This is a genomic window from Natrinema sp. H-ect1 (assembly GCF_041821105.1).
GTDB lineage: Archaea > Halobacteriota > Halobacteria > Halobacteriales > Natrialbaceae > Natrinema > Natrinema thermotolerans.
In genome coordinates this window covers 328,798-349,124 of sequence record NZ_JBGUBA010000001.1, presented here as the reverse complement: position 1 = coordinate 349,124, position 20,327 = coordinate 328,798, and the positions used below count along the sequence as shown (strand labels likewise).

General features: G+C 66.5%; 22 protein-coding genes. 12 read left to right on the top strand and 10 right to left on the bottom strand.

Going from position 1 to position 20,327, the window contains the following annotated elements; translation table 11 throughout:
• The first annotated feature begins 12 nt into the window (after positions 1-12).
• Positions 13-1,191 (top strand): ABC transporter ATP-binding protein, encoded by a 1,179-nt coding sequence (locus tag ACERIM_RS01780; protein WP_006649145.1) that lies wholly within the window; start codon positions 13-15, stop codon positions 1,189-1,191.
• A gap of 20 nt (positions 1,192-1,211) precedes the next feature.
• On the opposite strand, the gene ACERIM_RS01775 is transcribed toward ACERIM_RS01780, so the two are convergent.
• Positions 1,212-1,385, bottom strand: coding sequence for a hypothetical protein (locus ACERIM_RS01775; RefSeq protein ID WP_373630927.1), 174 nt, complete (start codon positions 1,383-1,385; stop codon positions 1,212-1,214).
• Positions 1,386-1,518: 133 nt separating this feature from the next.
• On the opposite strand from ACERIM_RS01775, the gene ACERIM_RS01770 reads away from it, so the two are divergent.
• The 3 genes from ACERIM_RS01770 (at position 1,519) to ACERIM_RS01760 (ending at position 5,220) form a co-directional block, all read left to right on the top strand.
• Positions 1,519-2,160 (top strand): DUF998 domain-containing protein, encoded by a 642-nt coding sequence (locus tag ACERIM_RS01770; RefSeq protein ID WP_373630926.1) that lies wholly within the window; start codon positions 1,519-1,521, stop codon positions 2,158-2,160.
• A gap of 69 nt (positions 2,161-2,229) precedes the next feature.
• Positions 2,230-2,508, top strand: coding sequence for a UPF0058 family protein (locus ACERIM_RS01765; protein ID WP_006181940.1), 279 nt, complete (start codon positions 2,230-2,232; stop codon positions 2,506-2,508).
• A 54-nt stretch (positions 2,509-2,562) separates the two neighbouring features.
• Entirely contained in the window at positions 2,563-5,220 is a 2,658-nt protein-coding gene (locus tag ACERIM_RS01760; protein ID WP_373630924.1) for a transcriptional regulator, read from the top strand.
• Positions 5,221-5,371: 151 nt separating this feature from the next.
• Here the strand turns inward: ACERIM_RS01760 and ACERIM_RS01755 are convergent, their stop codons facing one another.
• Entirely contained in the window at positions 5,372-5,677 is a 306-nt protein-coding gene (locus ACERIM_RS01755; RefSeq protein WP_006181938.1) for a hypothetical protein, read from the bottom strand.
• Positions 5,678-5,921: 244 nt separating this feature from the next.
• Between ACERIM_RS01755 and ACERIM_RS01750 the strand changes: the two genes are divergently transcribed.
• From ACERIM_RS01750 to ACERIM_RS01740, 3 genes are all read left to right on the top strand, one after another.
• The gene (locus ACERIM_RS01750) at positions 5,922-7,286 is read left to right on the top strand and encodes an adenylosuccinate synthase (protein ID WP_006649142.1); all 1,365 of its coding nucleotides are present in this window, start codon (positions 5,922-5,924) and stop codon (positions 7,284-7,286) included.
• A 77-nt stretch (positions 7,287-7,363) separates the two neighbouring features.
• Positions 7,364-7,558 carry a methytransferase partner Trm112 gene (locus ACERIM_RS01745; protein WP_373630923.1) on the top strand — a complete coding sequence of 65 codons (195 nt, stop codon included), beginning with the start codon at positions 7,364-7,366 and terminating at the stop codon, positions 7,556-7,558.
• A 12-nt stretch (positions 7,559-7,570) separates the two neighbouring features.
• Complete coding sequence (locus ACERIM_RS01740) at positions 7,571-8,155, top strand: hypothetical protein (protein WP_373630922.1); 585 nt, start codon at positions 7,571-7,573, stop codon at positions 8,153-8,155.
• Positions 8,156-8,170: 15 nt separating this feature from the next.
• Here the strand turns inward: ACERIM_RS01740 and ACERIM_RS01735 are convergent, their stop codons facing one another.
• From ACERIM_RS01735 to ACERIM_RS01715, 5 genes are all read right to left on the bottom strand, one after another.
• A complete protein-coding gene (locus ACERIM_RS01735) occupies positions 8,171-9,343 on the bottom strand; it encodes a DR2241 family protein (RefSeq protein WP_373630921.1) in 1,173 nt (390 codons plus the stop codon).
• Between the two features lie 3 nt (positions 9,344-9,346).
• Complete coding sequence (locus ACERIM_RS01730) at positions 9,347-10,246, bottom strand: CbiX/SirB N-terminal domain-containing protein (RefSeq protein WP_015299117.1); 900 nt, start codon at positions 10,244-10,246, stop codon at positions 9,347-9,349.
• 233 nt (positions 10,247-10,479) lie between these two features.
• Positions 10,480-10,824 (bottom strand): BsuPI-related putative proteinase inhibitor, encoded by a 345-nt coding sequence (locus tag ACERIM_RS01725; RefSeq protein WP_373630919.1) that lies wholly within the window; start codon positions 10,822-10,824, stop codon positions 10,480-10,482.
• Positions 10,825-10,879: 55 nt separating this feature from the next.
• Positions 10,880-12,379 (bottom strand): glycosyl hydrolase family 28-related protein, encoded by a 1,500-nt coding sequence (locus ACERIM_RS01720; RefSeq protein WP_373630918.1) that lies wholly within the window; start codon positions 12,377-12,379, stop codon positions 10,880-10,882.
• Between the two features lie 2 nt (positions 12,380-12,381).
• Entirely contained in the window at positions 12,382-12,522 is a 141-nt protein-coding gene (locus tag ACERIM_RS01715; RefSeq protein WP_172704557.1) for a hypothetical protein, read from the bottom strand.
• A 110-nt stretch (positions 12,523-12,632) separates the two neighbouring features.
• On the opposite strand from ACERIM_RS01715, the gene ACERIM_RS01710 reads away from it, so the two are divergent.
• Both ACERIM_RS01710 and ACERIM_RS01705 read left to right on the top strand, forming a co-directional pair.
• Positions 12,633-13,394, top strand: a complete 762-nt coding sequence (locus tag ACERIM_RS01710) for a DUF2797 domain-containing protein (protein ID WP_373630917.1) — start codon at positions 12,633-12,635, stop codon at positions 13,392-13,394.
• Positions 13,395-13,517: 123 nt separating this feature from the next.
• Positions 13,518-13,898, top strand: a complete 381-nt coding sequence (locus ACERIM_RS01705; RefSeq protein ID WP_006649133.1) for a hypothetical protein — start codon at positions 13,518-13,520, stop codon at positions 13,896-13,898.
• 130 nt (positions 13,899-14,028) lie between these two features.
• Here ACERIM_RS01705 and ACERIM_RS01700 read toward each other — a convergent pair whose 3' ends face one another.
• From ACERIM_RS01700 to ACERIM_RS01690, 3 genes are all read right to left on the bottom strand, one after another.
• Positions 14,029-15,801 (bottom strand): ABC transporter substrate-binding protein, encoded by a 1,773-nt coding sequence (locus ACERIM_RS01700; RefSeq protein WP_049905619.1) that lies wholly within the window; start codon positions 15,799-15,801, stop codon positions 14,029-14,031.
• Between the two features lie 97 nt (positions 15,802-15,898).
• Positions 15,899-16,762 (bottom strand): phosphatase PAP2 family protein, encoded by an 864-nt coding sequence (locus tag ACERIM_RS01695; RefSeq protein WP_006649131.1) that lies wholly within the window; start codon positions 16,760-16,762, stop codon positions 15,899-15,901.
• Between the two features lie 5 nt (positions 16,763-16,767).
• Entirely contained in the window at positions 16,768-18,591 is a 1,824-nt protein-coding gene (locus ACERIM_RS01690) for an ABC transporter substrate-binding protein (protein ID WP_373630916.1), read from the bottom strand.
• Positions 18,592-18,791: 200 nt separating this feature from the next.
• Between ACERIM_RS01690 and ACERIM_RS01685 the strand changes: the two genes are divergently transcribed.
• The 3 genes from ACERIM_RS01685 (at position 18,792) to ACERIM_RS01675 (ending at position 20,325) form a co-directional block, all read left to right on the top strand.
• Entirely contained in the window at positions 18,792-19,070 is a 279-nt protein-coding gene (locus ACERIM_RS01685) for a ribonuclease P protein component 4 (protein ID WP_006181925.1), read from the top strand.
• Between the two features lie 80 nt (positions 19,071-19,150).
• Positions 19,151-19,399, top strand: coding sequence for a YhbY family RNA-binding protein (locus ACERIM_RS01680; protein WP_006181924.1), 249 nt, complete (start codon positions 19,151-19,153; stop codon positions 19,397-19,399).
• The gene (locus ACERIM_RS01675) at positions 19,396-20,325 is read left to right on the top strand and encodes a mechanosensitive ion channel family protein (protein WP_373630915.1); all 930 of its coding nucleotides are present in this window, start codon (positions 19,396-19,398) and stop codon (positions 20,323-20,325) included. Before ACERIM_RS01680 ends, ACERIM_RS01675 begins: the two co-directional genes overlap by 4 nt.
• Positions 20,326-20,327 lie beyond the last annotated feature (2 nt).

The following is a 20,327-nucleotide window of genomic DNA, read 5'->3' as shown; positions in this document are numbered from 1 at the left end:
CGGAGAGGACCCATGGCGAACGGACACCTACTTACTACGGCCGCCGAGGACGGAACGCGGGAACCCACTGGAGCGCCGACGGCCGACGAGGCGGTCCTCGAGCTCGACGGCATCGCCAAGCGATACGGCAGCGAGGACGTCATCGGCGACCTGTCGCTGTCGGTTCGCGACGGCGAAATCTTGACCCTGCTTGGCCCCTCCGGCTGTGGGAAGACCACGACGCTCCGGTTGATCGCCGGCCTCGAGCGACCCAACGACGGCCGGGTTCGATTGGAAGACGACACCGTCGCCGGCGAGGGCCGGTTCGTTCCGCCGGAGCAACGCGACGTCGGGGTCGTCTTTCAGGACTTCGCCCTCTTTCCACATCTGAGCGCACGCGAAAACGTCGCCTTCGGGCTGAAAGACTGGACGGAGAGCGAGCGCGACGCCCGCGTCGACGAACTGCTCGAACTCGTCGGGCTTGCCGACCACGGCGACGACCACCCGGACGAACTCTCGGGCGGCCAGCAACAGCGGATCGCGCTCGCCCGATCGCTCGCGCCCGAGCCGGAGATGCTGTTGCTCGACGAGCCCTTCTCGAATCTGGACGTGGACCTCCGTGTCGAGATGCGTGAGGAGGTCCGCCGGATCATCAAAGAAACGGGCGTGACCGCGGTTTCGGTCACTCACGATCAGGAGGAGGCGCTGTCGATCTCCGACCGAGTCGCCGTGATGAACGACGGCGACATCGAACAGATCGACACCCCACAGCGGGTCTTCCAACAGCCCGAATCGCGGTTCGTCGCGGGCTTTCTCGGCCACGCCAGTTTCCTCCCGGGCGAGGTCCACGGCGACCACGTCGACACCGCGCTCGGGCGCGTTCTCCGCGACGACGTCAACGGGCTCGCCCACCAGTACGACGGCAGCGTCGTCGACTTGCTGGTGCGGCCCGACGACGTGACGGCCTACCCCGCAGAAGGGGCGGAGGCCGACGGCCGGGTCGTCTACCGTCGCTATCTCGGTCCGACGGTCCTCTACCGGGTCGAACTCGACGGCGGCGAAACCATCGAGTGCATGCACAACCACTCCGACCGGATCGATCTCGACGAACGCGTCGGGGTCCGCGTCACCGCCGACCACGACCTCGCGTGGTTCCCCGCCGACCACCGCGAGGACGAGACCGACGCGGCTGTGGCATCCGATGACGACTGAGACGGACTGTCGTCCCGAGGTCACGAGTAGACGAGCAACAGTGCCAGTACGACCGTCGGACTGAACAGGACTCCCCTGAGGACGAATACCGGTAGTAATGCGGCCGGAACCGTCGAGGCGACGATTACACCGAGGATCACGACCTGGAGTCCGATGACCGCGTTCAGTCGCCGGACGATCCCCTTATCTGTCATCGAACAAACGTAATCGGAAATAGATATATGTCTTCGGGACTCCGTCCAGAACGGAACTCCCGCGGCAAGATCCGACGGCCGCCCGCTCACGGCAGGTTCGGGGGTCCGATCACGTCGCGACGCCACGCTATCCATGACTGAGACGAAGCGAATCGCGACCTACTGTGGAATCGCCGCCCCGGTCGTCACGCTCGGGGCCATCCTCCTCGCGACGTTCGTGGCTCCCCCCGAGACGTTTACCTGGCGCACGCGAGCGCTCTCGGACATGGGCCGGTACGGTGCGCCGACGTTCCCGCTTTTCAACGGCGGTCTGATCGTCGGCGGACTGATCGGCTTCCCATTCGCCTGGCGGCTGTGGACCGCGAGTCGCAACCGCCTCGAGCGGGCCGGCATCGTATTGCTCGCGGTGACCGTACTCGGACAGATCGGCGTCGGGATCTTCTTTCTCGAGCATACGGCCGTCTACCTCGACCGGAGTTTCCACGCCGTCGCGGCGCTTTCGGTGTTCGGCGTCGCCCCGTTCGCGGGCTGGGTCTACGGGGCCGGGGCGGCGCTGGCCGGCGACCGCCGATTGGCCGTCCCGTCGATTCTCATCGGACTCGTCCACCCGCTGGCGTGGGCAGTGTGGATAGGCTCCCTGGACGGCGGGGCCGATACCGACACGTGGTTTGCCGTCCCGGAATTTATCGCCGCCGTCGCCTTCGGCGGCTGGGTCCTCCTGCTCGCGGTCACGATCGCGTCCCGGAACGACGATCCCGGCTGGTCGGCACGCTGAACGCCTCGAGCCGGATTTGCGACGTCTCGCCACACAACGCTTAACTTCAAACCGTTCCAAGCGGTGTGTATGCATAAAGACGAACTTCTCGAGCTCCACGAAGAACTCGTCGTCATCATGGAGTACTTCTCGGAGCGCGAGGAGGTCGACGAAACGCTGTTCGATCCCTATCGCCAACTCGACGTCGATCCCTCGCACGTCCACAAGTCCAAGAGCGAACACAAACACGCCGTTTTCGTGCTTGGTAACGCCCTAGCGAGTGCGATGAGCGAAGACGAGTTCTCGAGCGCCGGCCGGATCGGCAAGCGGATGAAGGAACTGGCCGAGGACGCCGAATCGAAGATTTAACTCGCGGCGTAGTCTAGGCGAAACGTATTTGGTGTGGTTCCCGCTTGTTGACGTATGGACCCGCGCACGCAAGAGCGCGTCGAGGAGTGGGACTCCCGCCCGTTCAGCGGCGGTTTCGATGGCCTCTCCGATCTCGCTGCCGCCGATTTCTCGGGTGCCGTCTCGGGACACGGCACGTGGCTCTTTATGCTCAATGGCCGGATCGTGGGCGTCATCGACGGCGACATCGACGACTTCGAAACCGCCTCGGGGACCCGCTACGAGGCACCACACCCGTCGCTGCCGCTGCTCTGTGCGATGGAGGAACGCGGCGGCGACACGAGGGCGAAGTACTACACCAACGAGACGCCGCTCCGGGAGGTCGATAACACCCTCCAGAGCGGCTCGTTTACCGGCTACGTCGAACTGAGCGAGAACGTCCTCAGCGGCGACTACTACGCCGTCTACTACGGCGGTCGCCGGATGGCAGCCGCCTACATCGGCAACGCCGAACGGCTACTGACGGGCGAGGAAGCCTTCGAGCGCGCGGCCGACGAGGTCGGTATCTACGAAGTCATCGACGTCGAGATCGACGTGACCGACGTTCCGGGTGCGGCCGACGACGAGCCGGCGGCCGCGGGCACGACCGACAGCGCGGCCGGCTCGAGTCAGCCAGCGGCCACTGACTCGGCGTCCAGTACCGGGACGGCCGGGGCAAACGCCGCGACCGATGCCGATCCGGCTTCCGAACCGACCGCATCCGCGGCCGACAGCCCGACGACCGATCCGACGGACTCGTCTATCGAGCCGATCGACGTTTCGGGAGCGGACTCGGTCGAGGCCGATCCGATCGAGGACGTGGCCGCCGCCGACACCGAGTCGGCCGAGGGCGTGACCGACGACGCGTCGTCGCTGTCGTCGGAGATCGATCTGACGGAGGACCCGTCGGGGATCACCGCGACCGACGAGGTCGACACCGAACCCGAACCGACCGGTATTACCGACGCGGAGTCGGCTATCGATACCGACCCGTCCGGCAGTCAGGAGCCGGCCCCCGACGGTACTGCCGACGCCGGTTCGGTGACGAGCCCCACGGCTGCAGAGACGAAACGGCAAGACACCGCCGACACCGGCACGATGTCGCAGTCCGACGCCGATCGAGGGACGACGGAGCCGGCCGATCCCACGACCACCGGGACCGAAGACGGGGCTGCCGACGGCCCGACAGGGACGGAGCCGGCGGCGTCTGCCGAGGCGGCCGAACCCGTGGACGACGCCACCGACTCGAGCGAACCGAGCGGAGTCGAGACGGACCGTCCCACGGACCCGGACCTCGCCGAGGTCGAGGCGGCAGCCGAGGAACTGGACCGCAACGATATTTCGTGGGTCGATGAGGACGACGAGGACTCGACGGTCGAGGGTCCCGCGACACCCACCGATCCCACGACGGCCGAGGACGCCGAGACACCCGACGGCGACCTCGAGGAGGAACTCGAGCGCGAGGAACAGTGGCGGGAGACGCGGCGCATCCCGTCGATCGATCCGGACAACAGCGAGTCGGAGTCGGAGTCCGACGAGCGCACGCGTTCGGGCGACCGGTCCGCGACGGCGACCGGTTCCCGGTCGAGCGACGGGCGGACTGACTCGAGCGCGACCCAAGCCCCGTCGACGACGGCGGAGGCGACCACGACGGGAGCGAGTCGGGACGCGTCCCGCGACCGCGCCGCCGGTAGCGGGGACACCGACGCGAGCGGTCGGTCGGCCGCGACCGATGCCGCAAGCGAGCGGGTCGCCGCACTGACCGAGAAGCTCGAGACGCTTCAGGAGCGATACGGGGCCCTCGAGACGAGAGCCGAGGAACTCGAGGCCGAACGCGACCGGCTGCGATCGGAGAACGACGACCTCTCGTCGACGGTCGAGCGGCTCCAGTCCCGAATCGAGAGCCTCGAGACGGAACTCGAACGGGCGCGGGAAGCCGACAGTGAAACGGCCGACTCCGGTGCCAGTACCCAGCTCTCGGCCCAGCGAGCGCTCGCGGGGACGAACCTCTTCGTCCGGTACGCCTCGAAGAGCCAGCCGACCCTCGAGACGGCCCACGACGGCGACGCCGATCGCAGCGAGGTCGCATCGAACCTGCAACTCGAACATCACACGCAGTTCGATTCGGCCGACGCGGCCGTCGACGGCCGGCCGTACGACGAGTTCCTCGCTGCCTCGATGGAGTACCGGTTCGTCGACTGGCTCACCGCGACGTTGCTGTACGAGATCCGCGACACCGGCAACGCCGACGGGCTGGGCGATCTCTATGACGCGATCCCCCGCATCGACCGGGCCGAACTCGGCGCGACGATCTCGCTCGAGGACGACGACACCGAGGACGTCCCCGACGAGGTCACCTTCGACATCGTCGCGTTCGACAAGATGGGGAATCCGTTAGTGCTGGTCGCGCTCAACGACTCGCGAGAGCCCGCGACCCAGGATACCCTCGAGGAACTCGAGGCGGCCGCCTCCGCGGTCAAGGCCAACTACCCGGATCTGGCCGCGGCGATCGCGGTCACCTCGAGTTTCTTCGAACCCGGCGCGCTCGAGGTGGCCGAGCAGGCTACCAGCGGCGGACTGCTCAGCCGCGGCTCGAAGCTCAGTTACGTCAACCTCTCGCGCAAGACGGGGTATCATCTCTGTCTGGTCGAATCGCGATCGGAAGGGTTCCACATGAACGTGCCCGAACTGTAGGCTCGCGGGTTCCGACCTCGTTTTCGACGGCTGTCCGGCGATCGCTCGACAGTTCCTGGTAGTCGCTACCGCGGTTGAAAACGGCGATGAGAAATCGGTTCGCGTCGGCTCCGGTCGCGGGGACGGGCGATGTCCGAAGCGAGCGGAGGGACTAGCCTTCGATCTCGGCGACGTCTTCGATCTTCATGCCTTCGAGCTTGTCGACGATGTCGTCGATCTTGCCGTCGAGTTCGTCGACGAACTCGGCGGTGCGCTCGGTCTTGATCGCACCCTGGCTCGAGGGCTCGATCAGGTTCTCCTCCTCGAGGACCCGGAGGGAGTACCGGACTTTGTGGTGGGGGTAGCCGGTCTCGTTCGACATCTTGACGATGCCGATCGGCTCGTTCTCGATGACCATCTTCAGGACCTGCAGATGGCGTTCCAGCATATCGACTTCCTTCTCAAGTCGGTCTATCATGGCATTTGTTAACTTGTCTTTGGACCTTTTAAAGGTTGCCCTCGAGAACTGAAACGTCCACTCTCAACTCGATGCTCGTTCCTGTCAGTAGTTAACGCTTCCGATCGGGGCAACGCCACGACACAGTATCGGTCGTGTCACACGTTATCCCGTCGTTGGTGCTGTGCGCATAAATACTGATACCTTCTGGACGGACCCGTATACCGTAATCTGTTTATCGGCCCGGCATGAACCCGCCGCTGTTATGACCGTCACTATCGTCGGGTCGCAACTCGGCGACGAAGGCAAGGGTGGCGTCGTCGACCTCTACGGCGACGCCGCCGATGTCGTCGCCCGCTATCAGGGCGGCGACAACGCTGGCCATACCGTCGTTCACGACGGTGAGAAGTACAAACTATCGCTGGTGCCCTCCGGTGCCGTTCGGGGCAAGATCGGCGTCCTCGGCAACGGCTGTGTCGTCAATCCCGAGACGCTGTTCGACGAGATCGATACGCTCCGCGAACGCGGGCTCGATCCGGACGTCCGCGTCGCCGAGCGCGCCCACGTCATCCTCCCCTATCACCGCGCGCTCGACGGGATCGAGGAGGAGGAGAAAGACGACTTGGCCGCCGGCACGACCAAACGCGGCATCGGCCCGACCTACGAGGACAAGGCCGGCCGCCGCGGCGTCCGGATCGGCGATCTGCTCGACCCCGACACGCTGCGCGAACGCCTCGAGTACGTCGTTCCCCAGAAGAAGGCCCTCGCCGAGGACGTCTTCGACAAGGAGACCGGCGAGGCGTTCGACATCGACCACCTCTATGACACCTACCGCGAGTACGGCGAGCGCCTCGCCGAAGAGGGAATGACCGTCGACTGCGGGACCTTCCTGCAAGAGCGCATCGACGCCGGCGAGAACGTCATGCTCGAGGGCGCGCAGGGGACCTCCCTCGACATCGACCACGGCGTCTACCCCTACGTCACCTCTTCGAACCCGACTGCGGGCGGGGCGACCGTCGGCACCGGGCTCGGTCCGACCGTCGTCGGCGACGGCGAGGTCATCGGCATCGTCAAGGCCTACCTCTCGCGGGTCGGCACCGGCCCGCTGCCGACCGAACTCGGCGGTGTCGAGGGACAGACGCCCGACTACGATCCCGACGAGGGAGCCGGCGAAGACGAGGAGGAACTCGCGACCTACATCCGCGACGAGGGCGGGGAGTACGGCACCGTCACCGGCCGCCCCCGCCGCGTCGGCTGGCTCGACATGCCGATGCTGCGCCACGCGGCCCGCGCGAACGGCTTCACCGGGCTCGCGGTCAACCACGTCGACGTGCTGGCCGGCCTCGACGAGGTCAAAGTCGGCCACAGCTACGAGTTCGACGGCGAGGAGATCCTCACGATGCCCTCGACGACCGAACAGTGGGGCCGCTGTGAGGCCACGTTCAAGTCCTTCGACGGCTGGCCCGAGGTCGACTGGGCGGCGGTCGCCGAGGACGGCTACGAGGCGATCCCCGAGAACGCCCGGACCTACCTCGAGTACGTCAGCGACGAACTCGATGCGCCGGTCTACGCCGTCGGCGTCGGCCCCGGCCGTGAGGAGACCGTCGTCGTCGAGAACCCCTACGAGTAGGCGTCAGTGACCGAACGGGGTCGAATCGCTCGGAGCGTTCCCGAAACCTTTTGCTGGAGGCGACTCGCCTACGTAGTATGAAGGAGTCGCTGCTGGAGATTCTCTGCTGTCCGCTCGACAAACACGATCTGGACCTCGAGGACGCCGACTACGACAGTGAGGAGGTCGTCGACGGCGCGCTCGTCTGTACCGAGTGCGGCGAGTCCTACCCCATCGAGGACGGCATCCCGAACCTGCTGCCGCCGGACATGCGCGAGGAGACCCCGGCATAGGGCCAGCCAGTCATGCCCGACACCGAGGTCACCGTTCACGTCAACCGCGAGTCCACGGGCGCCCTCGAGACGGCCGCGAGCGCTCTCGAGGTCGACGGCTCGTTCGCCCTTCGATTGAAGGGCCACGACGCGCCCGCACACGCCCACTGTCGGCTCGCCGGTGACCTCGAGCGGATCGCCGCCCTCGAAGCGGGGAACTACTACGTCGAACCGAACGCCGTCACCACCGTCCCCGTCGCCGTCGACGCCGACGGGATCGACGGGCCCGTCGAGGGCGCCCTCGAGGTACTCACGGGGTACGGCGCGGAATCGATCTCGATCGCCGTCACTGTCGTTCCCGGCCCGTCGGCCGTCGACGTCGACGACTCGCTGGCCGAGCCAGCAAGTCCCGAGCCGGCGTCGGCCGAGGTCGAGCAGCCGCTCGCTCGACTCATCGGCGGCCTCGAGCCGGCGACGCTGGCGGTCGCCGCGCTGGGGCTGGTCGCGATCGGCGTCGGGGGCGCGACCGCCGCGACGATCGGCGGCCCCGTCACCGCGGCCGGCCTGGTGATCGTCTTCGTCGGCGTCGCCGTCGCACTCTTGTTACTCGCTCGATAACGGTCGAAACCGGGCTCAGTCGTCGACCCTGGTCGCCTCGAGGTCGCCCTCGTCGTCGAACCGTTTAGCCCGGAGGTATCGCGCTCGGTAGCGGTTCGCGCCGTCGTAGACGTCGGCCTCGCGGATCTCGTCGGTGCGGCCCTCGGCGACGGCGTCGATCAGCTCCGTGAGCTGGTTGATTTCGCTGGTCGTCAACTCGAGTTCGTAGGTGTGTTCGTCTTCGGACTCGAGAGTCGTCCACTTGCGGGCGGCGGCGACGACGAGCGAACACGGCTCGCGACAGGGGAATGGACCGTCGCCGCCGTCGACGTCGAGGTCGTCGCCTTCCTCGTACTCCCACTCGCGGCGGCGGAGACACTGTGAGTCGACACAGCAGGCCTCGGCCATCCACGCGACGGCCTCGCGGGGGAGTTCGTCGATCACGTCGTAGATTCCCGTCTGGCGCTCCGCGGTCTCGAGCCAGTGGTCGACATCCAAGTTCCCCCGCAGTTCGCGGTGCCAGTTGGCGACGGTCGCGGGGTAGAAGAACTCGACCGCCTCGACGAGGTCGTCACCCGAGAGGCCGGTAAAGGCCCAGCCGCCGGGCAGGGTCGGTGCGGTCTTTAACGGTCGGTAGCGGCCGTCCCCGTCGTAGGTCGCGAGTTCGCGGGCGTCCCGTGGATCGTCGTAAACCTCGAGGTCGGCGAGATCGGTGTCGGCGTCGTCGACGTGCCAGAGGTCGTAGACGCGCTCCCCGTCGGGGTCGTCGACGTCGACGAAGCGGGCGGTGATCGAGAGCTGGCCCCACTCGCGGTCGATGCCGTCGCGGAGCGCGTCGTAGCGCTCGGGCACCGCGAGGGGATCTTCGCCGGCATCCGCGTCGCCCTCTCCGCTCTCGCTCCAGGGCCCAGTCGTCGCGTTGCCGGTCTCAGCGTCCGCGAGCGGCGCTCGCTCGCACCAGCGGAGGAACGCGCGGCGAGCGGTCCCCTCCCCGCCGACCCGTTCCTGCCAGTAGCGCCAGTTCGTGACGTACTCGTCGGCGGCGTCGAGTGCGCGCCGCAGTTCGTCCTCGTCGAGGCCGGTCCATTCGTCGTCCGGCGTCGCGAGCCGATAGCCGTCGTCGGCCTCCTCCACGCGGAGCCCGTCGACGGAGACGCCCGCCGACGCGCGCTCGAGGAGGGCGTCGAGATCCGCCGTCGCCACCGTCACGAGTCAGTCCCCCGCGCCCGCTCCCGCGTGCGGTTCCGACTCGGCGGCCGACGCGGCCAACTCGCGGACCGCCTCCCGGGCGTCACCGATGTCGGCCCCGGCGTCCGCGGCTCGCTCGAGGACGACGTCGGCCATCAGGTCCTCAGTCCCGACCGCGCCGGTGTACCAGATCCGGTGGCCGTCGACCTCCGCGGGGACGTCCCAGCCGAGCCGGTAGTCCTCGGTCAGCCCCATGTCCTCGGGGATGTCCTCCTGCGTGTGGTAGCCGTCGGCGATAAAGAGCGGGACGACGACGATGTCGTCGCTCTCGAAGTAGTCGGTGACGTCGTCGACCTCCGGTTCCTCGTCCATGAACAGCGCCTTCACCTCGTCGAAGCGGTCGCGCTCGGCGATGCGGTCGCTGTGGTACTCGATGGCCTTCGCGGAGTTCTCGTTGCGGTCGGTGCCGTGGCCGACGACCGAGAGGCCAAAGCCCTCGCCGACGTCGGGGTCTTCCGTCGCGGTCTCGGCCCGCTGAACGATCACGTCGGTCATCGCGTCGTGGGTCCCGACCGGCCCGCAGTAGTGGATCGTCTTGCCCACGTCCTCGGCCTCGAGGGTGGCCTGCGAGGCGCTGGTGCCGTCGGACTCCCACTTGTCGGGGTCCCAGTCGTCGAGTCGGAGTTCCCGCGGGATGACCTGCTCGGTAAAGTAGCCCTCGCTGATAAACAGGGGGACGACGAACACCTCGTCGGACTCGAGCGTTCGGATGACCTCCCGGAAGTGGGGTTCCTCCTTCCAGAACGCCTCGCGGACCTCGTCGAACGCGCCCGTCTCGCGGATCGTGTCCGCGTGGGCGTAGGTGGGGTCCGAGGCGTCCGGATTCAGGTGCGATCCGTGTGCCGCGATGACCAGCGCTTGCATGCGCGACCGTTCGGACGGAGCCGGTTTATACCCTATGGAGAAGCACAATAGTTCCCCTTCGTCTGACGAACGAGAGTTCGGGTACGGTTAAAACTGATTTCAGAAATACAAATTCACTATCGGCTCCGCCTCGCGGGAGTTCTCACCCGTTCAGACGGTTTCCTGTCAGTCAGTCCCGGCGCACCCGCCGCCCGGGTCGCGGGTGCGTCGGGACATCGGGACAGCAATCCGTATCAGTCCGGAACCGCGACCGTCGTCGTCGCTTCGCAGGTCCGCTCTCGTGCCCGCAGTTTCGCGACGGCGGTGTACTCGCCCGACTCGGGATCGGACCACTCCGCCTCGTAGGTCGTCGACCCGCCGGGCTCGAGGCGGTCCGAACTCAGCATCTGCGCGAAGGCCCGCCCCTCGCTGAACCGCCAGACTTCGGTGCCGTCGTCTACGACGAGAAACTCAGCCTTGCAGGCGTCGGCGAAATCGAGTTCGATCGCCGCCTCGCCCGCGTTGGTCACGGTGAACACGAACATGACGGCGTCTCTGGAGCCGTCGGCCGCCGTCTCGAGCGAACCCTCGAGGGTCATGGCTCCGTGTTGGGGGCCGTCGCGGATAGGTCTTGGCCGTCTCGAGCGCTCGGACTCAGGACGTGACCCACTCCCGGAGGTCGCCGTCGACCTCGACCCGCTGGCCGACGTCCTCGAACGTGACGCCGCCGTAGGCGACGCTGCTGTCCGGGCCGACGTAGACTCCCACGGTGCCACAGTCGGCCGCGCGGGCGGTCGTCAGCGTCGCATCGACGCCCTCCCTGAACCGAAACGCTTGGTGTCTGGCTCCCGTCGCGGTGATTCCGGTCAGCTTCAGGTCGTCCATGTCGTCGAAGACGACGGCGTTCGTGAACGCGCCGTCGACGACGACGTTCGAGACCGTCGCGCCGTCGAAGCCGGCCGCGTACAGCCCCGAGCCGGCGGCCGTCGCGTCATCGTCGGTCCTGATCGTGACGTTGCTGATCGTCAGCTCCCGCCGGCCGTCCGCGACCTGTCCCAGCGAGATCCCCCGCGCGTTGCCGAGACACGAGACGGCGTCGATCGTCAGGTCCGAGAGGAGGCTGCCGGTGTCGGCCCTGATAGCCGCATACCCGCAGCCGGTGATGTACCCGTCTTCGATCGTGATCGATTCGGTGCCGTCCCGGTGGATGTGAACGCCGTACTCGGGCCCGTTCGTCGGATCGATCTCGAAGTTCGCGAGCGTGCAGTTCCGCGTCGGGGTCCCGTCGTCGGTGACCAGCGACTCCCGCTTGCCGTCCCAGATGCCGTTCACACCGGTGCCCGCGTTCTGGTTGTCGAACTGGACCGGCGCGTCGGAGTCGCCCTCGCCGCCGCGGGTCGCCCAGTAGCCGTCCACGGTGACGTTCTTCGAGGAGACGACGTCGACGTGGTGGTAGTAGATGCGGTCGCCGTAGATCCCTTCGAGTCGGACGTTCTCGGCGTGGGCGGGCATGATCCCGGTCGACTCCGGCGCGTCGATCCGGAGGTCGCGAACGCCCCAGTTCGACGCGCCGTCGTACCCCGTCGCGTCGAACCCCCTGTTCGAAAGGAGGGCTCGCCCCTCCTCGCCTTCGGGGCGGGGGCCCTCGAGGACCGTCGCCGAGCCCGCGCCCTGCAGGATCGTGTCGTCGCCGATCAGCGGCGTCCGCTCGAGCAGGTAGCGGCCCGGCGGGAAGTAGACGATCCCGCCGCCGGCCTCGTGGACCGTCTCGAGGAGGGCGTGGACGGCCGACCCGACCTCGGTCTCGCCGTCGCCCTCGATCCCGTGTGCCTCGACGTTCCAGACGGGCGACTCCGCGGTGCTGGCGCGGGTCATCGTCGCCGCCTCGAAGTGGCTCGTTCCGGGGACCGGCCGCTCGGGGCTCCCCCGACCGCCGAAATAGACCCAGTCCTCGCTTGCCCCGTCCCACCGCCAGGTGATCCCCTGGTCGGTGGCGTGGTAGAGTTCGTCGTCGTACTCGCCCGTCTCGGGCCGGTCGGCGATCGGTCCGCGGACGATGGCGTGTCGATCGACTGCCTCGACCGTATCGGTGTGGTCCCACTCGTCGCCCGGTTCGTACGTCCCGAGTCCGAGCCGCGGGGTTTCGTCGGCCACGCTCACTCGCCTCCGTAATTTCGCCCGTAGGACTCGCCGTACGCCGGTCCGCCGAGGAGTCCGTCGGTACAGCCAGCAAGCGCCACGCAGCTACACGACGCCGCGCCGAGCAGCTCCCGCCGCCGCAGTTCCGAACCGTCCATACGGGGCGACTCTCTCGAGCCGACATATAGCCACGGGTCGTACGATTCGTCACCTCACCGGGGTCGACCGAGACGCTACGTCTATTTGCGCCCGGTCCCAACTCCCGGTCGTGCAACTGGTCGGCTACGAACCGAGCGGACGGGGATCGGCGCTGCTGGTCAGCGACGCCGACGCCGAGATCGACGCCCGCCCGCTCGAGGCCGGCGACGACCTCGCGTACTCGCTCGGCGAGCGCCACTGTGCCGGTACGATCGACGAGTCGGGGGTTCACGTCGCCTGCGATCGGCCGTCGGCGCCTCACTGCGAGTACCACACCAGCACGTGGGTCTGTGCCCGCTGTACCGGTACCTGCCTGAAAGACGAGATGGACTGTTACGAGGACCACGCGGTCTACATCGCCGCCTTCGCCCCCGATACGTTCAAAGTCGGCGTCACCAAACGCCGGCGGCTCGAGACCCGACTGCGCGAACAGGGGGCCGACCGCGGGGCCCACGTCCACACCGTCTCGAACGGCCGCATCGCCCGCGAACTCGAGGCCGAAATCGCCGAACGGCTGGTCGACCGCGTTCGGACGCCGGCGAAAGTCGCCTCGCTCGCCGCGACCGTCGACGAGGCCGGCTGGGAGTCGGTCCTCGCCGAGTTCGACGTCATCGATCGGTATCGGTTCGACTACGGGCTCGGTCTCGAGGCCCGGCCAGTCCGCGAGACGATCGCCTCGGGGACCGTCGTCGGCGTCAAGGGTCGACTACTGGTGCTGGAAACGGGCGGCACCGCCTACGCCGTCGACATGCGCGACCTCGTCGGCTACGACCTCGAGGGCGGGCGACCCGATCGGAACCTGCAGTCGTCGCTGGGGTCGTTCGGCACCTGATCGGGTCGGCCGGCCGCCGGACCGACACGCCACGGTCGTCGCGTTCGGTCCGCCGCGAGCGAGTCGAGGGCCGATATCCGAGACATGGCAACCCTTTTCCCCGCCGCACCAGAACCCGATTGTATGACGGACGACAACGACGCCCCCGACGACGGCGACGCCGGTGAGGAAAGCGAGGAGAAATCCTTCCGAGAGCGAGTCGAAGAGATCCGCGAGAAACGCGCCGAAGAAGGAGACGGCGAGGGCGAGCCCCCCGAAAGCCCGTTCGGCGGCGGTGGCGGCCCCGGCGGTCCCGGCGGCATGGGCGGTGGCAACCCGTTCGCACAGATGATGGGCGGCATGATGGGCGGCGGTCCCGGCGGCCCCGGTCCGGGCGGCCCCGGCGGCAGCGGACAGGACGAAAGCAACGAGGAACTCGTCCGCGAAGTCCGACAGATGCGTGACGAACTCCGCGACCAGACCCGCGCGCTCAAGCGGATCGCCGACGCGCTCGAGGACCAGTAACACCCGCGCCGTTTTCGCCGTTTTCCGTTCCGAGAGTCCAATAGTAGCTCTTGAAAGTCACTGGACACCCGATCGCAGGACAGCGTTGCGATCGGTATGAATCGTTTCAAGAGCAACTATCGCTTCGACGCTACTGTCTGACCCGGAGCCGGCCCTGCTCGTCGTAGCGGAAGCCGGCCGACTCGAAGGCCGCCTCGACCGCGTCCTCGTCGACCTCGCCGTCCGTGCCGAGGAACGGCGTTTCCGGATCGGTGCCGTTCCACTCGAGGCTCTCGGGAACCCACTCCTCGGTCACGGGCGTAGCGATGGGACGCGCGTAGCCCCGGAACACCTCGTCGACCAACCACTCCTTGTCGATCAACTGTGCGATGACACGGCGGAATCGGGGATTGCTGAACGGCGCGTCCCGCGCGTTGAACCCGAGACAGTAAAACGACCACGACGGTGACTCGAGGACGCGAGTACTGCCGGACTGATCGACGCTGCCGACGACGTTCGTCTCGAGGGGTGATGCCGTCACGTCAGCGGTGTCGTCGATGACCCGCTGGACGGCCGACCCTGGTGGATCGATACTGACGGTCAGTTCGTCGACGCTCGGTGCCGGGAGGGCGACACCCGATCGCAGCGTGAAGTGGCCGTCGAACCGCTCGAGCGTGAGTCCGTCGCCTTCGGTCCGACTCACGAACTGGAACGGCCCGCTCCCGATCGGTTCGATATTGTCCGTCACGACCGCTTCCGTGGTTCCCTGCGCGATGGTCGCGCCTCCCGGTCCGTTCGCGTCGCTGGCCCGCTCGCGCCAGATATGTGCGGGGAGGATCGGGACTAGTAGCGCCCGTTCACCGACCGGCCGGCCGGCGTCGATCCGCAACTCGAGCCGATCGCGGTGGACGACGTCGACCGAGTCGACGGCTTCGACCAGCCCGCGGTATCGGGGCGCGGGAGCAGAAGTCTCGGCGTCGTCGGGGTGCATGTCCGCGAGGAACCGATAGGTAAAGGCGACGTCTTCGGCCGTCATGGGCTCGCCGTCGTGGAACGGACAGTCGGTCCGGAGTCGCACGTCGATCGTCCCGGCGTCCCACTCCCACGAGCGGGCAAACCAGGGTTCGATCTCGCCGTCGGCGGTTTCGGTCGCCAGCGAGTCATACAGTAAATCGACGAACGGACCTTGGCCCCGATAGTCGACCGCAAGCGGATTGAGGTTCGTCGTCGGCCGGGAGTCGGTATGCGTGACCCGCAGCGTCGAGACGTCCGGTGTCGGGTCGAGGTCGAGATAGCCCTGCGGGGTCGCAAGCGCGCGTTCGTCCCAGTCGAACCGATCGGTCCTGACCGCGCGGTGTTGGTCCGGAATACAGATCGGAACGAACGGCTGTTCGATCGCGACTGCCTCGAGGACGTCCGTGACGGCCTCGCGGCGCTTTTCACCCTCGAGTTGGCGCTGGGTTTCGAGGGAGTCATCGACGGTCAGGTTGGTGTACCCGAAGGGGTTCTGCCAGCCCGATTCGTCGGTATAGACCGAATGCAACGCCTCGTAGAGGAAATCCGGATCGGTTCCGCCCGGATGCTCGACGATACAGATGTCGAACTCGTGATCGTACAGCACCGTCCGGCGGAAATCGACCGGGGATCGGATATCGAACGAGACGTCGATGCCGACCGCCTCGAAGACGTCGGCCAACTCCCGGGAGAGCCGAATGCTCTCTCTGTCGCTGTCCGTGGGGAGGGTCGTGATCGTCAGCGAGAGTTGATGGATGTTGTCCGGCATGAGAATGTCCCGAACTTGCCGAATGCATCCGCTGGTCGAAACCGTCAGGCCGGCCGCCGCCGCCAAGGCGCCCCGCCGACTGACGCTCAGGCCGCCATCACCGGGGTCCGTTCGGTTCGGTGCGGCTGATCCTCCGTTCATTTCGTTCGTTTATCATAGTTGAAGAGCCACGATATAACAGTATTGCGCTCAGTCAACGGCCGACGATCGCCGGACGGCTTCGGCCGGCTGCCGCTGGTCACTCTTCCCGGTGAAGCCAGGGCAGTCGGTCGCTGAGCCGCTCGAGGCGGTCCCCGAACAGGTCGGACAGCGACCAGCGGTCGACCAGTTTGTCCGAGAGGACGACACAGGTCGCTGCGAGGACCAGCCCTGCAGCGACGTCGATCCCCCAGTGGATCCCCAGATACATCGTCGAGAGCGCGACGCTTGCGCCCAACACGACCGCGATGGGGAACCACTTGGGGTACGCCGAGCGCGTCATCGACGCAAACGCCGCGACGGTCGCCGACAGCGAGGTATGCAGCGACGGGAAGACGTTGGTGTTGGTGTTTACCTCGCGGGTAAGATACTGGTACTGGGGGTTCGTGTCGTACAGCATCCGCTCGGTGAGTTCGGCCGGCATCACGTTCCGTGGCCCGTACGCGATGATGAGGATATACAGGACGAGCCCGATCGCGTAGTTGAGGGCGTAGGCGGTCAACAGCCGACGGAAGATCCGCGTATCAGAGAGCATGAAGTACGCGATGACCGGAAAGATCAACAGGAACGTGTAGCCGAAGACGTAGACGGACGCGAAGTATGCCGTCAGCTCCGGCGTCTCGACTGACTTGAACAGGAGGATGAACTCCCCCTCGACGTTGTAAAACGTCGCGGTCAGATGGATCCCGATCTCCCGAGAGAGTTTCGGTGCCGTCTGTCTGGCGACGCGGTTTATCAGGAGAACGACGAGCAAGACGGCGATGACCGGCGCGTTCGTCCGCAAGCGGTCACGCCACTCGGCTCGAGTCCGGACGAGTCGCTCACGGCCGATAAAGACGAGGACCGAAACCGGGAGCAAGATCCCGATAACGAGGGCGACCTGTGTCAGCACCTCGGCGAGCATCGCTGTTAGTAGCCTCCAAGCAACCGTCCGTTATCATCGTATCGGAAGCCGGCCGTTTCGAAAGCGGACTTCGCGGCTTCGACGTTGAGACGACCGTTCGAGCCGACGAACGGCGTCACTGGGTCTTCTCCACTCCACTCGAGGCGCGACGGAACCCAACCGTCGGCCACCGGCGTCGCGGTCGGCGTCGCGTAGTCGTAAAAGACCTCGTCGACGATCGTTTCCTTGTCGATCAGTTGCGTGATCGCCCGCCGGAAGTGGGGATTACTGAGCGGGGCGTTACGGACGTTGAATCCGATATGATAGAAGCTCCGGTGGGTGGCGGTCAGTTCCGTGATATCCGACGAATCGGGAATTCCGCCAATGGCGTACGCGTCGAGAATCGAGGCTGTCAGGTCACCGCTGCCGTCGGAGACTCGTCTGACCGCCGCCGCGCTCCCGGGCTCGATAGTGAACCGGAGCCCCGCTGCGACCGGCTCGCCGAGGTCGACGTCCTCCCGCAGCGTGAAGTGATCGTCGTATCGCTCGAGGACCAACTGTTCGTCCTCGGTGTGGCTCTCGTACCGGTAGGGACCGCTCCCGACCGGCGGGATGTGATCCCCGGTGACGGCCACCCACCGGCCCTGTGGCGCGGAGAACTCGCCGCTTGCTGCCCGTTGATCGATCAGCTCCTGCCATACGTGTTTGGGGAGGATCGGCACGGTCAGTGCCCGTTGCCCGGCCGGCGTTTCGCCCCGTAGGGAGATCGTCAGTCGGCGGTCGTCTTCGGTCTCGACCGATTCGACCATCTCGACCTGCCCTCGATACCTCGGTGCCGGCGATTCGGGCGCTCGTCCGAGCGACGTGTCCTCGAGGAACCGGTAGGTAAAGGCCACGTCGGAGGCAGTCAGTGGCTCGCCGTCGTGGAACCGACAGTCCTCCCGGAGCGTGATCGAGACGGTCCGCCGCTCGTCGCCGCGTTCGTCGGCGTTCGCGTCGTCTTTCTCGCCGTTCGTGTCGTCGCCCGATGCTGTTTCGGACGGCGTCGCGGACCACTCGACCGACTCGGCGAGCCAGGGGACGAGTTCGCCGTTGCGCTCGCTCAACAGCGAGTCGTAGAGCAGGTCGATCATCGTCTCCCGCTCTCGTGCCGTCGCCGAGAGGGGATTGAGGTTCCGCGTCATGCGACTGTCGGTTGCGAGGGCATGGAGCTGGCCATCGCCCTCGAGCCCGAGATAGCCGTGTCGACTGCCGAGCGTTCCCTCGTCCCAGCCCTCGAATCCGTCGGTCCGTGCGATGCGGTGTTCGTCGGGGAAACAGATCGGTTCGAACGGTTTCTCCTGGGCCAGTCCGTGTAGGACCGACCCGAGGCGTTGCTTTCGTTGCTCGCCATCGACCCGACGCTGTTCCTCGAGGAGGGTATCGAAGTACATGTTGGCGAACCCGAACGGGTTCTGCCACCCCCGTTCGTTGGCGAACGTAGAGTGGAGGGCGTCGTAGAGGAAGTCGGGGTCGTAGTCGGCGGGGTGGCGGCCGACGTAGAGATCGAACTCCTGGTCGATCAGGACGGTCTTCAGTAGCTCCGATGGCGAACGCATGTCCAATGCGACGTCGATACCGACGGCCTCGAGATTCGCCTCGAGCCGGCGGGCGATCTGGACGTTTTGCCGGTCGGCGTCGGCCGGCAGCGTCGTGATCGAGAGTGTCATCTGGTTGTCTCCCGCCTGTTCGACGACGTTTCGGACGCTATCGATACAGCCGCTTGCCGTCACCGCGCCGGCGGCAGCGCCGGCGGCCAGAAATGAGCGCCTGCTAACGCCGTCGTCGGGCGAAGATGGGGACCAATTCATTCCGTTCTCTTGCACCTCTTTGTATGCGATATATAACAGTACTGCGTACTACTACCGAATACGTGGACGGGTAAAGAATCTTTTCAATCGACGGTACATTCGCCGTAATCGAGGGCTTGGTTCTCGTTCCCAGGGGACATGGGTTCCGGGCGGTCGGTCCGGAGCGCAACATGGATACGTCGACCGACGAACACACGCGTATGGACATCGCGGCCGAGCGGATCGAGCGCCTCCACGACCTCGCTCGAGCGGCGGCCGCGGACGGTGAGGACGACCGGGCTCGGTACTACGTCCGACTCGCCCGACGAGTCGCGGAGCGAAACCGACTGTCGCTCCCACGGCGGTTTCGCCGGTTCACCTGCGATCGGTGCGACGCATATCTCCGGCCGGGGACCAACGCTCGCGTCAGGCTACAGGACGGCCACGTGGTCATCACCTGTGACTGTGGTGCCCACGCCAGATACCCCTACGAGGAGTGACCCGATGTCGACGCGTTCGCGCGGGCGCATCCCCATCCGAATCGCGAAGATTGAAACGGCTCGCTTCGTTACACGGGGCCATGGATACAGCAGAACGCAAGCGCCGCGCACACGATCTCGATGTTACCGTCTGGGTCGGCAAGAGCGGTGTCGACGCCGTCGTCGACGAACTCAACGACCAATTGGACGATAGAGACCTCGTGAAGGTGAAGTTCCTGCGTGCGGCCCGTGCCGGCAGTTCGACCGCGGAGAAGGCCGCCGACCTCGCGGACCGCGTCAACGCCGATCTCGTCGAGACGCGCGGTCATACCGCGGTGCTGTACCGATGACCGGTGGTGCGGTCGGCGCATCGCTGTCCGGGATCGTCCTGGGCGTGATCGGTGAGACGCTCGAGGATGCAGGACTCACGGCAGCGCAAGCCGGGGTCGCCGAGAGTGGCATCCGATTTCTGGCCGCGCTCGCCGCGATCTGGTTCGTCGGGCGGCTCGTTTTCGTTCCGCTGGTCGGTCGTGCCCTCGACCGGCGTGAACTGGACGAACACGCCAAGAACCCGCTGTTGATGCTCACGCGGTTCGGGGTCGGGTTTCTCGCGTTCGCGGTCGCCTTCGGCTTCGCCGGCTTCGGAAACTTTCTGGTATCGATGGCCGGCATCGCCGCCGCCGGTGCGCTCGCGATCGGACTGGCGATGCAGGACGTGATCTCGAACTTCGTGGCGGGCGTGTTCATCTACACCGACAAGCCGTTCCGGATCGGCGACTGGATCGAGTGGGATAACGGTGATTACTCGGGCGTCGTCGAGGACATCAGCCTCCGGGTCACCCGCGTACGAACGTTCGACAACGAACTGCTTACCGTCCCCAACTCGGCGCTGACCGACGGCGTCCTCAAAAACCCCGTCGACGCCGACAAGCTCCGCCTGAAGTTCGTCTTCGGGATCGGCTACGGCGACAACATCGACCGCGCGACCGAGATCATCGTCGACGAGGCCGAGCGCCACCCCGATATCATGGACGACCCCGAGCCCTCGGTCCGACTGACGGAACTCGGCGACTCCGACGTTGGCCTCCAGTCGCGGTTCTGGATCGCCGACCCCTCGCGCGCGGACTTCGTCCGCATCCGCGGGGAGTACGTCACCGCCGTCAAACGCCGCTTCGACGAGGAGGGCATCGACATCCCCTACCCCGTTCGCACCCTCGAGGGTGGGCTCCGCTTCGAGGCCGGCGACGGGCAAAGCGTCGTCCAGCCGGCCGAATAGGA